At 68.4% G+C, this 12208-nt stretch carries 13 protein-coding genes; 7 read left to right on the top strand and 6 right to left on the bottom strand.

Annotated elements, in window-relative coordinates; all coding sequences use genetic code 11:
* The first annotated feature begins 57 nt into the window (after positions 1–57).
* From ABZU72_RS15145 to ABZU72_RS15135, 3 genes are read left to right on the top strand one after another with little or no spacing between them, the layout of a single operon-like run.
* A complete protein-coding gene (locus ABZU72_RS15145; protein WP_355019658.1) occupies positions 58–603 on the top strand; it encodes an AAA family ATPase in 546 nt (181 codons plus the stop codon).
* A 59-nt stretch (positions 604–662) separates the two neighbouring features.
* On the top strand, positions 663–1748 hold the full coding sequence (locus ABZU72_RS15140; RefSeq protein WP_355019657.1) for a hypothetical protein: 1086 nt from the start codon (positions 663–665) through the stop codon (positions 1746–1748).
* A gap of 41 nt (positions 1749–1789) precedes the next feature.
* Positions 1790–2440 carry a hypothetical protein gene (locus ABZU72_RS15135; RefSeq protein WP_355019656.1) on the top strand — a complete coding sequence of 217 codons (651 nt, stop codon included), beginning with the start codon at positions 1790–1792 and terminating at the stop codon, positions 2438–2440.
* A 2-nt stretch (positions 2441–2442) separates the two neighbouring features.
* On the opposite strand, the gene ABZU72_RS15130 is transcribed toward ABZU72_RS15135, so the two are convergent.
* Both ABZU72_RS15130 and pyrE read right to left on the bottom strand, forming a co-directional pair.
* The gene (locus tag ABZU72_RS15130; protein WP_350661231.1) at positions 2443–3117 is read right to left on the bottom strand and encodes a DedA family protein; all 675 of its coding nucleotides are present in this window, start codon (positions 3115–3117) and stop codon (positions 2443–2445) included.
* Positions 3118–3185: 68 nt separating this feature from the next.
* Positions 3186–3722 carry an orotate phosphoribosyltransferase gene (pyrE, locus tag ABZU72_RS15125; RefSeq protein WP_350715851.1) on the bottom strand — a complete coding sequence of 179 codons (537 nt, stop codon included), beginning with the start codon at positions 3720–3722 and terminating at the stop codon, positions 3186–3188.
* Positions 3723–3741: 19 nt separating this feature from the next.
* Here pyrE and ABZU72_RS15120 point away from each other — a divergent pair, with 19 nt between their 5' ends.
* Positions 3742–4908, top strand: coding sequence for an aminotransferase class I/II-fold pyridoxal phosphate-dependent enzyme (locus tag ABZU72_RS15120; RefSeq protein WP_355019655.1), 1167 nt, complete (start codon positions 3742–3744; stop codon positions 4906–4908).
* On the opposite strand, the gene ABZU72_RS15115 is transcribed toward ABZU72_RS15120, so the two are convergent.
* Positions 4905–5633, bottom strand: coding sequence for a VTT domain-containing protein (locus ABZU72_RS15115; RefSeq protein ID WP_355019654.1), 729 nt, complete (start codon positions 5631–5633; stop codon positions 4905–4907). The genes ABZU72_RS15120 and ABZU72_RS15115 overlap by 4 nt on opposite strands.
* Positions 5634–5788: 155 nt before the next feature.
* On the opposite strand from ABZU72_RS15115, the gene ABZU72_RS15110 reads away from it, so the two are divergent.
* Complete coding sequence (locus tag ABZU72_RS15110) at positions 5789–6427, top strand: TrmH family RNA methyltransferase (RefSeq protein ID WP_355019662.1); 639 nt, start codon at positions 5789–5791, stop codon at positions 6425–6427.
* A 134-nt stretch (positions 6428–6561) separates the two neighbouring features.
* On the opposite strand, the gene ABZU72_RS15105 is transcribed toward ABZU72_RS15110, so the two are convergent.
* From ABZU72_RS15105 to ABZU72_RS15095, 3 genes are all read right to left on the bottom strand, one after another.
* Positions 6562–7125: a dihydrofolate reductase family protein gene (locus tag ABZU72_RS15105; protein ID WP_355019653.1), complete on the bottom strand. Its 564-nt coding sequence runs from the start codon at positions 7123–7125 to the stop codon at positions 6562–6564.
* A 68-nt stretch (positions 7126–7193) separates the two neighbouring features.
* The gene (locus ABZU72_RS15100) at positions 7194–7685 is read right to left on the bottom strand and encodes a SigE family RNA polymerase sigma factor (protein ID WP_355019652.1); all 492 of its coding nucleotides are present in this window, start codon (positions 7683–7685) and stop codon (positions 7194–7196) included.
* Entirely contained in the window at positions 7682–8827 is a 1146-nt protein-coding gene (locus tag ABZU72_RS15095; protein WP_355019651.1) for a hypothetical protein, read from the bottom strand. Before ABZU72_RS15095 ends, ABZU72_RS15100 begins: the two co-directional genes overlap by 4 nt.
* Between ABZU72_RS15095 and fbaA the strand changes: the two genes are divergently transcribed.
* On the top strand, positions 8826–10013 hold the full coding sequence (gene fbaA, locus ABZU72_RS15090; RefSeq protein WP_355019650.1) for a class II fructose-bisphosphate aldolase: 1188 nt from the start codon (positions 8826–8828) through the stop codon (positions 10011–10013). The two genes, ABZU72_RS15095 and fbaA, sit on opposite strands and share 2 nt — an antisense overlap.
* Before the next feature lie 279 nt (positions 10014–10292).
* Positions 10293–11966 carry a fibronectin type III domain-containing protein gene (locus tag ABZU72_RS15085; protein ID WP_355019649.1) on the top strand — a complete coding sequence of 558 codons (1674 nt, stop codon included), beginning with the start codon at positions 10293–10295 and terminating at the stop codon, positions 11964–11966.
* Positions 11967–12208: the final 242 nt, after the last annotated feature.

The raw sequence follows: 12208 nt of genomic DNA, 5'->3' as shown, positions 1-12208 counted from the left end.
GGCACGCAGGTGCCCACTCGGCCGACGTACGTGACGCCTCGGCAGTAGTCTCCTCGCGTGCGCAAGGGTCGGATCCTCCTGTTGAACGGGGCGTCGAGCTCGGGCAAGAGCAGCATCGGGCAGGAGCTGCTGCCGCTGCTCGAGGACCCGTGGTTCCTCGTGCCGGTCGACGGGATCAGCGGGATGCGGTCGACGGTCCATACGCGGGAGCTCGACGACGCCGAGATCGCCGAGATGCTGCGGCGGACCCGGCTGGGCTACCACCGCGCGGTCGCGGCCCTGGCCTCGGTCGGCAACGACGTGATCATGGACTACCCGCTCAGCGAGATCTGGCGACTCGAGGATCTGCTCGAGGTGCTCGACGGCTACGACGTCACGCTCGTCGAGGTCTGGTGCTCGCCCGAAGAGCTCGAACGCCGGGAGGCCGCCCGCGGCGACCGTCCTGCCGGCCTCGCCCGGTCGCAGACCCTGGTCTACTCGCACCCGTACGACCTCCGCGTCGACTCCACCACCGCGACCCCGGCCGCGTGCGCGAAGGAGATCGCCGAGGCCCTTCCCGCCCTCACCGCGCCGAAAGCCTTCGACCGCCTCCGCGCCGAATAGGCACGTACGTCGCCCTCGCGGTGGGTGGGGTTGGCAGGGATGAGAAAATGATTCCCGACATGTCTGAAACGAAGCTTCCCCGCCCCGGTCAGGCCACCCTCGCCGGGTGGCTCATCGTGCTCGGCTCACTGCTCACCGTGGTGACGGCCTGGGACCAGATCTCCGGGCTGCGCAGCCTGGACACCCGGGAGCGGGTGGAAGAGGTGCTGGCCGAGCCGCCACTCGCCGGCTCGGGGATCGGCCTCGACAACATCCTCGATCTGATGCACGTGATGGCGCTGGTCACCGGCGCCATGGCGGCAGCGGCAGTGATCCTCGGCTGGCACGTGCTGCAGCGCAACAAGCAGGCTCGGCTCGCGCTCACCGTCATCGCGGCGCCGCTCTTCTTCGCCGGCATGTTCGGCGGAGGGTTCTGGTCCACGCTGTCCGCGGTGGCTGTCGTACTCCTGTGGATGTCGCCCACCCGCGACTGGTTCGACGGCGTCTCGCCGACGAAGCGGGAGGCGCTCGACAGCGGCGACCCCGACCAGGAGTCGTACGTCGCGCCGGCTCCGCCGGAGACCCCAGCTTCGTCCGCTTCGACCACCCCGACCGGCTCGACCTCCGGACAGGCTCGGCTCTCACAGCAGCAGCCGCCGCCGTGGACCGGTGCGATCGCCCAGCCCGCCAAGGCAGCACCCAAGCGCCGTCCGGGCGCCGTGACGGCGGCGGCGGTGCTCACCTGGATCGGCTCCGGGTTGACCGCGCTGATGATGCTCGCCTCGGCGGTGACGGCGACCGCCAACCCCGACCTGATCCTCGAGCAGGTGCGCAAGCAGGCGGAGAGCGACCCGAACATGCGGGAGGTGGCGGCGCTCTACACCACCGACGTCATCGTCGCCTCGGTCTGGATCATGGCCGTGCTGGTGGCGCTCGTCTGCGTCGCCGCCGCCGTGTTCGCCGCCTTCGCGATCCGCCGCCACTCCTGGGCCCGGGTCGCGCTGATGATCTCCGCAGGCGTCTCGGCGCTCTCGCTGCTCCTCTTCGCGCTCGCCTTCCCGCCGGCGGTGGTCCTCTTCGGCGCCGCGGTCGCGAGCTTCTCGTTCCTGCTGCGGCCCGAGGTCGCGGCCTGGTTCCGTGGCCGAAGCGAAGGCCCGCGGCAGTAAAGCAGCGCGGCTGACCCTGCGGGCCGGATAGGCTCCGCGACATGTCTGACCAGTACGGCTCCTTCGACAACCCCTATGGCGGCGAGCCGCCGTTCCAGGGGCAGGAGCCGCCGCCCCCGACGCCGTACGCCGCCCCGCAGCCGACACAGCCGCAGCAGCCCCAGGGATGGGGCCAGGTGCCCCCGGTCTACGGCCAGTACGCGATGGGTCAGCAGCCCCCGGCGTACCTTCGCCCTCACTATCCGCAGCCCGATCCCGACACTCGCCCAGGGACGGTGGTCGCGGCGTCGGTCATGACGATCGTGGGGTCCGTGATCGCGCTGCTGATCTCGGTGTTCATGGTGCCCGCGGGGATCGCCGACTACAACGACCCGACGTCCTCGGACAAAGGCGTGACGCTGTTCATGATCATCTGGTTCGCCGTCTGCGGCGTACTCAGCCTGGTCGCCATCCCGCTCGGGATCATGGTGCTGTTCCGCTCCAAGGCGGCCCGGATCCTGCTCACCGTGGTCGGCTCGATCGCCGCGCTGCTCTCGCTCTTCGTGGTGCTCTATCCCGCGCTGATCATCGCCGCGCTGCTGATGCTGTACGTCGGCAGGGCAGGCAACTGGTTCGCCCGGCGGAAGCCCGCCGACCCCTGGCAGCCGCCGGCGGCGCCGGGTATGACACCGCCGACCCACCAGCAGTTCTAGACCTAGGAGACGAGCGAGTCGTCCTTGGCTCCGTTGTCGGATCCGCGGACGATCTTGTAGATGCGCAGGCCGATCCAGGCCACGACGGCGACGGCGACGACCACGATGACGACGTTCTGGAAGCGCCCGACGATCGGCTCGACCTTCTCCCAGTTGTCGCCCAGCTGGTAGCCGGCGACGACGAAGATGGTGTTCCAGATCGCCGAGCCGACGGTGGTGAGGAGCAGGAACTTCCAGATCGGCATCCGGGTGACCCCGGCGGGCACCGAGATCAGCGACCGGAAGATCGGGATGAAGCGGCCGAAGAAGACCGTCCAGGCGCCGTACTTCTCGAAGAACGCCTCGGTCTTCTCCAGGTCGGAGGTCTTGACCAGCGGCAGCTTCTCGCCGATCCAGTAGACCCGCTCACGGCCGATGGCAGCACCGATCAGGTAGAGCACGAGCGCGCCGACGACCGAGCCGAGCGTGGTCCAGATCAGCGCCTCGGCGATCGTGAAGCGTCCCTGCGCGGCGGTGAACCCGGCCAGCGGCAGGATGATCTCCGAGGGCAGCGGCGGGAAGAGGTTCTCCAGCGCGATACCGAGCCCCGCACCCACCGGGCCGAGTTTGTCCATCAGGTCGACCGCCCAGCCGGCGACGCCGGTGAGCTCCTCGGGCTGGGTGGCGGTGAGGATCATGATGCTCTCTTCGAAGTGTGTGGGTGGGCCGGGGCGGGCGAAGCCTAGCGACCTGAGTTGTGGATCCCCTAGGAGGCCGCGTTGACCGCGTCCAGGTCGGCCCGGGTCAGCACCGACCGGATCTCCAGCTCGACGTCACGAAGGGACTCGCCGGGCTCGGGCGACCGGTCGATCGCACACACCACAGTGTCCACGACCGCACCAAGCGGACGGAGCGCGTTGACGGCATCCCGCACCGCCCCGCCACTGGTGATCACGTCCTCGATCAGGGTCACGCGCTTGCCCTCGAAGGACGGGCCCTCGGCGAGCTTGGCGGTGCCGTACTCCTTGGCCTTCTTCCGGATGAAGATCGCCGGGATGCCGGTCTTGGCCGACACCATGGTCACGATCGGGATGCCGCCGAGCTCGAGGCCGCCGAGCAGCTCGGTCCCCTCCGGGAGCAGCTCGACCATCCGTGCTGCGACACGATCCAGCAGAGCCGGGTTCGCCTCGAAGAGGTACTTGTCGAAGTACGTGTCGCTGACCTGTCCCGAGCGGAGCGTGAACTCCCCGTGCAGGCGGCAGGTGGCGTCGATGTCGGCAGCAAGGGTCTGGTCCGTGGTCACGGGTCCTAGCCTAAGTCGTATGACGGCACGACGACTCCACGGCATCCCGCCGACGATCTTCTCCGAGATGTCCGCTCTGGCCGCCGCCACCGGCGCGGTCAACCTCGGCCAGGGCTTCCCCGACGTGGATGGCCCCGACGAGATCATCAAGGAAGCCGTCGCTGCCCTCGAAGGTGGACGGAACCAGTACGCCCCCGGCCCGGGCATCCCGGCGCTGCGTGAGGCGGTCGCGGCCCACCAGGAACGCCACTACGGCATGACCTTTGACCCGGCGCGCGAGGTCGCGGTCACCACCGGCGCCACCGAGGGCATCGCGGCGGCGATCCTCGCCCTGGTCGACCCGGGCGACGAGGTGATCCTCGTCGAGCCCTACTACGACAGCTACCCGGCCATGGTGCAGTTCGCAGGCGGCGTACGTCGCCCGGTGACGCTGAGCCTGGACGCGTCCGCGGCGGGCGGCAGACTGCCGCGCGAGGCGCTGGAGGCCGCTGTCTCCCCGAAGACGAAGGTGCTGCTGCTCAACTCCCCGCACAACCCGACCGGCACGGTGCTCACCCGTGAGGAGCTGGAGACGGTCGCCGCCTTCGCGGTCGAGCACGACCTGACGGTGGTCTCCGACGAGGTCTACGAGCACCTGACCTTCGACGACGTGGAGCACGTCCCGATCGCCACGCTCCCCGGAATGCGCGAGCGCACCCTGACCCTGTCGAGCATCGGCAAGTCCTACTCCTTCACCGGCTGGAAGGTCGGCTGGGCGACCGGCCCGGAGCACCTGGTCCAGGCGCTCCTGGGCGCCAAGCAGTGGCTGACGTTCACCTCCGGTGCCCCGCTGCAGCCGGCTGCCGCGTACGCGCTCGAGCATCTCGACCACTGGCCCAAGGAGCTCGCCCTCGACCTGCAGGGGCGGCGCGACCTGCTGTGCGACGGGCTGAAGCAGATCGGCCTGGACGTGACGATCCCGGAGGGCACCTACTTCGCCGTCTCCGACATCACCGACCTCGGCTGGAACGACGGGCTCGAGTTCTGCCGCGCGCTGCCCGAGCGGGCCGGCGTCGTGGCCATCCCGTTGCAGGGGTTCTACGACACCGATGCCGGGAAGCAGCTGGTCAGGTGGACCTTCACCAAGCAGCGCGAGGTGATCGAGGAAGCCCTGGAGCGACTTGCCCGAGGGCGTCTGAGGCGTTAGTGGTCGGCCCGGTGGTCGGCGTCGTCCGCCGGTGTGCGAGGTCGGACGGCCAACCCCAAGATGTCGCGGTCCGCGTGACCGTCGTGGTCGAGGTCCCCGGCGAGCCGGGAGGCCGTACGCCGCCGGCGCCACCACTCGACCATCGCGGGCAGGAACGCGAGCGCGAAGAGCAGCAGGATCAGGTAGTCGATGTTGTCGGCCAGCCAGGGCCAGCGGGACCCGACGAAGAAGCCGAACAGCGTCACCGCCAGCACCCACAGCACGCCGCCGACGAGGCTCCAGAAGTAGAACCGTCGCCGGTCCATGTGGGTGACTCCCGCGACGACGGTGACATAGGTGCGTACGAAAGCGATGAACCGGCCGATCACCAACGCCTTGTTGCCGTGCTTGTCGAAGAACTCACGGGTCTGGTCGAAATGCCTCTTTTTGATGAACCGGCCGTCGCGTTCATAGAGCCGCGGACCGATCTTTCGGCCGATCTCATAGCCGGTCACGTTGCCGGCGAACGCCGCGGCGACGAAGAAGAGCATCGCGATGACGATCTCGACGCCGGGTGGCCCGGGAAAGATGTCGATCTTGCCGGTCGCGATGAAGATTCCGAGCGCGATCAGCAGGCTGTCACCGGGGAGGAACGGGAAGAAGAGACCGCACTCGATGAAGATGATGATCAGGCTGATCCAGAAGAGCGGCTCGCCGAAAGTGGCCAGCAGAAAGTCCGGACTCATCCATTCCAAACCGGCCAACATCGGCGCAAAATTCCCCGCACCTGTCACGGCCCCTACGGTACCCATAGGTAACAACTCTTGTTGTCGAATATTCTGACTCGTCGATGAACGAGACACGACCGTCCGAGGCTGATTCCAGAGCGCCCTACGACCCGATGCCCCACGGGCAGCCGGAGGTCGGACTGGGCCCGTGGCCGGGTGAATGGCCCGAGGGGGAGCACTGGGATCCGGAGCTGTTGGCCAATGGCGACCGCCGCAACGTGGTCGACCGCTACCGCTACTGGACGCTCGAGGCGATCGTCGCCGACCTCGACCGGCGCCGCCACGGCTTCCACGTCGCCATCGAGAACTGGCAGCACGACTTCAACATCGGCACCATCGTCCGCACCGCCAACGCCTTCCTGGCCGCCGAGGTGCACATCGTCGGCAACCGCCGCTGGAACCGCCGCGGCGCGATGGTCACCGACCGCTACCAGCACGTCCATCACCACCCCGACGTGCCCGCGCTCGCGGCGTACCTCCATGAACGAGACGTACGCCTCCTCGGCATCGACAACCTGCCCGGCTCGCTCCACCTGGAGACCATGGAGCTGCCGAAGTCGGTCTGCTTCCTGTTCGGGCAGGAGGGCCCGGGTCTGTCCGAGCAGGCTCGCGAGAGCGTCGACGGCACCTTCTCGATCGCCCAGTTCGGCTCGACGCGGTCCATCAACGCCTCCGCCGCCGCGGCGATCGCGATGCACTCCTGGGTCGTCCAGCACGCCGACCTCTCCTCCGAGCAGGCCTGGCGCGGTTGACGGCGGGTTGTAACCCGGTTACGACCCGGTGTCACCCGCGAGAAATGGATCCGCTAAAGTTAACTCCCGGGTCGCCCGGATGTGCCCCACTTTCGTGGGTGCGTGGCCTCGGGGCCGGGCGGCAGCGGGGGCTTTCAGCGCCTCTCGATCCGGTAGCGGATCTGGACCTGCTCGCCGGTCCGCAGGACGTCGATGACGCTCATCCGCTTGCTGGTGATGCGGCGGGGGAGCAGTGGCGCCCCGGCGCCGAGGGTGACCGGGCAGATCCCGGCGACGACCTCGTCGAGCAGGCCGGCGTCGTCGAACTGGCCGACCAGATCCCCACCACCCACGAGCCAGATCCCGCCGTCGACGGTGGCCGCGATCTCGTCGTAGACGGGCTTCACGTCGCCCTGCACGAAGCGGACCTGCGTGCCCTGGACCTCCGGCAGGTCGGTCGCGTGCGTGAACACCCACACCGGCCGCTCGTCGTAGTACTCCCGCCACTTCTCCGGGCCGGTCAGCATCTCCGGATCGTGGTCGATCATCCAGCGGTACGTCGTACCGCCCATCACCAGCGCCGCCGACTCCGCCATCAGCCGCTCCCATGAGCTCTCGTCGTCGCCGTGCGGCGTCTCGAAGAGCCAGTCCAGCGAGCTGTTCTCATCGGCGATGTAGCCGTCCAGGGACGTTGCGGTGAAGTAGGTGACCTTGGGCATGCCCCCGACGCTAGGCGCGTCAGGGGCATGCCCGCCCGACCGTTCTTGCTCCGTCTCCTGCTGGTCGGTCAGGTCCGGGAGGCGTCCCCCCACTCCAGGGACGTACGCAGCGCGGCGAGGCCGCGCGAGGAGTGGCTCTTGACCGTGCCCTCGCTGATCCGCAGCTCGCGCGCGGTCTCGGCGACCGACAGCTGCAGCCAGTGACGCAGGACGACCACCTTGCGCTGCATCTCCGGCAGCGCCTGGAGCGCCGCGAACAGCTCGGACCGCTCCTCGACCTGGTCCGCGGGACCGGGCCGTTCCGGCAGGTCGCCCGACCGCTCCCGCTTCCACCACGGCCGCCGGGTCTGGTCGATGTGGGCGCGGACCAGGATCGTCCGGACGTACGCCTCCTCCGACCCCGACTCGACCCGGCGCCACGAGGCGTACAGCTTCAGCAGCGACGTCTGCACCAGGTCGTCCGCCCGGTGCCAGTCGCCGCACAGCGCGTACGCCACCCGCACGAGGTGCGGCCGCCTGGCCGCGACGAACGCGGTGAAGGCCTCGTCGTGCGCGCTCATGCCCACGGCCCCCCTTTGGGGCTGTTGTTTCGCCGAACGATCTCGGCGAACTCGTCGAGTGAGAACGGACCTCGATCCTCGGCGTACGGCGCCGGGAGCAGGTTGTAGGCGAACGCCCACGAGACGTTCTTCGTCCGCGTAGCACTCTCCTTCTCCTGGACGAGGACGTACTGCTCCTTGCCGTCGACCGTGATCCGCGCGGCAGCGGTCTGTGACGTCTCGGCAGTGAAGGACTCGTTGATGTCCGGGTCGGCGACCTGTTCGAGGACCTTCACCCCGTCCGCGGTGGGAACAACAGTCGAGCCGTTGAACTCGACCACGTCGGTGATGGCGGCTTCTTCGAGGTAGCGGTCATTCGGACGATAGGCCGTGCGATCCGACTCCTCGATGTCGGCCAGCCAGTCCTCGATCGTCTGACCGGGGATGGCATAGGTGGAGCCACCCTCAGAGTCCAGGGTGGTGGTTGGCGTGTGGCACGCTCTGACGAGACCCCACCGCTCGATGCCGTCTCGCTCGAAGACCACCCCGGCCGAGTCCCAGGGCGCGTCGTAGCCGAGCGGGTTCGAGATCCTTCGGACGACCCTCCAACCGTCTCCGCCGGCCTCCAACCCGCCATCGGGTCTCAGGGTGGCGCCCGGCGTGGTGTTGGAGATGTTGTGCGCCCACGTCTGGAAGTCGTTGGTCGTGCGAGAAGCGTCGGTGAACGAGATGTCGGCCCGGTCCAAGAAGTAGGCGTAGATCGTCTTCTGCCCGTCTGTCGCGGCGATCGCCAGTGTGTCGCTGAGATCGGTGGGCTCCTCGACACGGTCGACCTCCGTCCAGCCCGGCTGGAGCGTGGTCTCGCCGGTGTCGAAGTCGTACGCGACGGGCGCCTGGTCGCTCAGCGGGATGTCGACAGCGGGAGGCCACTCCTCGTCCGTCGACTGCGTCGCGATCGGCGGGTTCGGGGTGGCGCTGTCGCGCGAGGGAACGACCATCGCGCCGATACCGACCACGGCGGCCACCGCGGCGGCGGTGCCGGCGACGACGGCGAGCCGCCGGCGGCGTACGAGCTTCTTCCCGTCTGCCACCAGCGCAGCCGGGTCCGAGTGTGTCGGCGGGGGTTGGGGGATCGCCCGCTCGAGGGTTTCCTGCCAGTCCATGATGGCCTCCAAGTTCAGTCTCACCCCTGGATACGGATCTCGCGGCAGATCGGTTGTCCTGCTTGATCGATCCAACTCCGAGCGTTGGCAACGGGTGGTCGGGGGCGCATTACGCTGGCCACCAGCGCACCGGTCGACAACGGATCTCAAGGAGAACCTCCAGATGCCCATCGCCACCCCCGAGAAGTACGCCGAGATGCTCGCGACCGCGAAGGAGAAGGGTTTCGCCTTCCCCGCGATCAACGTCTCCTCGTCGCAGACGCTCAACGCGGCACTGGCCGGCTTCGCGGAGGCCGGCTCGGACGGCATCATCCAGATCTCCACCGGCGGCGCGGAGTACCTCTCCGGCCCCACGGTCAAGAACATGGTGACCGGCTCGGTGGCCTTCGCCGCGTACGCGACCGAGGTCGCCAAGTCCTACGACGTCAATATCGCGCTCCACACCGACCACTGCCCCAAGGACAAGCTCGACGGCTTCGTACGTCCCCTCCTCGAGCTCTCCGCCGAGCGCGTCCAGCGCGGTGAGGCGCCGCTGTTCCAGAGCCACATGTGGGACGGGTCCGCGGTGCCGCTGGCCGAGAACCTGCAGATCGCCGAGGAGCTGCTGGCGAAGGCCAAGGCCGCCCACATCGTGCTCGAGATCGAGGTCGGCGTCGTCGGTGGCGAGGAGGACGGCATCGTCGGAGCGATCGACGACAAGCTCTACTCGACCCCCGAGGACGCCATCGCGACCGCCGACGCGCTGGGCGTCGAGGGCTATCTGACCGCGCTCACCTTCGGCAACGTGCACGGCGTCTACAAGCCGGGCAACGTCAAGCTCCGTCCTGCGATCCTGCGTGACGCCCAGGACGCCGTCGTCACCAAGCTCGGCCTCCTGGCCGGTGCCAAGCCGTTCGACCTCGTCTTCCACGGCGGCTCCGGCTCGAGCGCCGAGGAGATCGCCGAGGCGGTCTCCTACGGCGTGGTCAAGATGAACATCGACACCGACACCCAGTACGCCTACACCCGCGCGGTCGCCGGCCACATGCTCGCCAACTACGACGGCGTTCTGAAGGTCGACGGCGAGGTCGGAAACAAGAAGGCGTACGATCCTCGCGCGTGGGGCAAGCTCGCTGAGGCCGGTATGGCCACTCGGGTCGTCGAGGGTGCCCAGCATCTCGGTTCTGCGGGCAATTCCATCGGCTGAGCGACACGCCGGGGATGGGCCAATGGTCCCGGTTCGGAAAACGTTGTGGCACACGGCATAGCAAACTCGGGCTTATGTCGTTGTGCCGGTCATTGGTAAAGCGATTCAATGCCCTAGCTGGACGGCGACCCTCGGGTAACAAGGTCGAACCGTCCCTTTGGCGTTGATCTTGGGAGGGACATCCTCGGTATGGAAACCACTGCGCGAAACCGCACAATCGGCGGAATCGTCATAGGCGCGATCATTCTGATCCTGCTACTCGTCTTGTTCTCGTGCACCGTGAACAGCGATCCACAGAGCTCGCCGAAGGAGGATCCGACCACCGGGGAGTCTTCGCTCCCCAGTGACCCGGACACTCTCGAGCCCGACGACAAGCCGTCGGAGAAGGACTCCGACGAGCCGGAGGTCGTCGACGACGACATCGTCCCGGCTGCGAACACCGGTGTGACCTTCATCCCCGCGGGCAACGTCCCGTCGGGCAGCACGCCCACCTGTGAGCTCGACCCGAGCGCCTGCGAGGACACTCGTCCGCCGGGCGCCGGTGTGGACATCTGCGAGATCCGCCCGGACCTGACCCAGTGCCAGGAGCCGACTCCGCCGACCACCCCGCCGACGACGCCGCCGACGACTCCGCCGACGGAGGAGCCCACCGAGTGTGAGCTGTTCCCGTGGCTGCCGCAGTGTGACGACGGCGAGGAGCCGGGCGAGGAAGACGAGACTGCTCCCGACCCGGTGACGATCGCCGGCTGCAGGGTCCTGAGCAACACCGCCGTGACCATCGACTGGTCCGAGGCGCAGGACAAGAGCGGGATCTCCCACTACACGGTGACGTCGCGTCCCAACGCCGGCAACCCGGGTGACACCGACCGGACCTCCGCGACCTTCAACGACCTTCGGGCCGGGGAGACCTACCGGTTCTGGGTCACTGCGACCGACAAGGCCGGCAACGAGTCCGAGGACAGCAACGACGTCGAGTGCGTCATGGACGTCACGGCGCCTGAGGTGCCTGCGGACCTGACCGTCGAAGAGGGCGACCCGAGCGACAGCACGCTCAACGTGAGCTGGTCCGACTCCGACGACAACGAGAACGGCGTCGGCGACGTCTCCTACAACCTCTACCGCAACGGCGACCTCGTCGGCCCCGTCAACGGGACGTCGTACGAGGACACCGGTCTGAAGGCCGGCACCGAGTACACCTACTCCGTGCAGGCCGTCGACGGCGCCGGCAATGAGTCCGCACGCTCCGCCGGGGTCTCGGGCACGACCACGAAGATCGCGCCGACGGTCCCGACCGGCCTCGACGCGAGCGCCGAGGGTCCGCTCGGCTTCACCCTGACCTGGAATCCGTCGGTGGACGAGGACGGCGTCACGCCGGCCGCGGAGATCGACTACCGGATCAGCGTCAACGGTGGACTGTGCTTCGGTGGCACGGTCACCGGTGAGACCACGTTCCAGGCGACCTGTGTCCTGCTGTGGGACACGACCAGGGTCACGGTGACGGCGATCGACGGTGACGGCAACGAGTCGGCTGCCAGCCGGACGCTGACGGTGAACTCGGACGGTAGCGAGGCCAGGGAGCTCAACGGCAACACCGCGCTCCGCTCGAACACGCCGGGCGAGGACAAGTCCGACGCTCCGGCCGACAAGCCGGCGTCGCCGGAGGCCCCGGCCGAGGACGCTCCTGCCGAGGAGCAGCCGACCGAGGAGAACTCGCCGCTGCTGCCGGGTCTGGATGACATCCTCCCGGGCGGCGAGGACACTGCTGAGGCTCCTGCTGAGGAGCCGGCGGAGCCCGAGGCGACGCCGAGCGAGTCGGAGACCCCGGCTGCGCGGCCGACGACCGAGGAGCCTGCTGACGAGGCGACCGAGGAAGCTCCCGCCGAAGATGACGAGGGTGGCCTGCTGGACAACATCGGTGACGCGCTGACCAGCGCCGTGGCCGCGGTGTTCTAGCCGACGCACGCCGAGAAACAGGGCGGGGAGAGCCGAGAGGCTCTCCCCGCCCTGTTGCGTTTTCCGGCTGGGTCTCGAGCGGCGGCGCGACGGCCGCAAAACCAAGGAGTCGGATGCCCAGCGCCCCCCACAAGCCCTGGACATCCGACGTTCTTGGGTGACCGACACCAGTGTGCGTCAGCCGTGCGCACAGGTTAGGCATAGAAACGCCCATGGGGCCAGATGGTTAAGACGAAATTCAT

This window comes from Nocardioides sp. NPDC004968 (genome assembly GCF_040608935.1).
In the GTDB taxonomy this organism is placed as follows: Bacteria; Actinomycetota; Actinomycetes; order Propionibacteriales; family Nocardioidaceae; genus Nocardioides.
The sequence above is the reverse complement of the archived record's forward strand: the minus strand, read 5'-3'. Positions and strand labels throughout refer to the sequence as shown.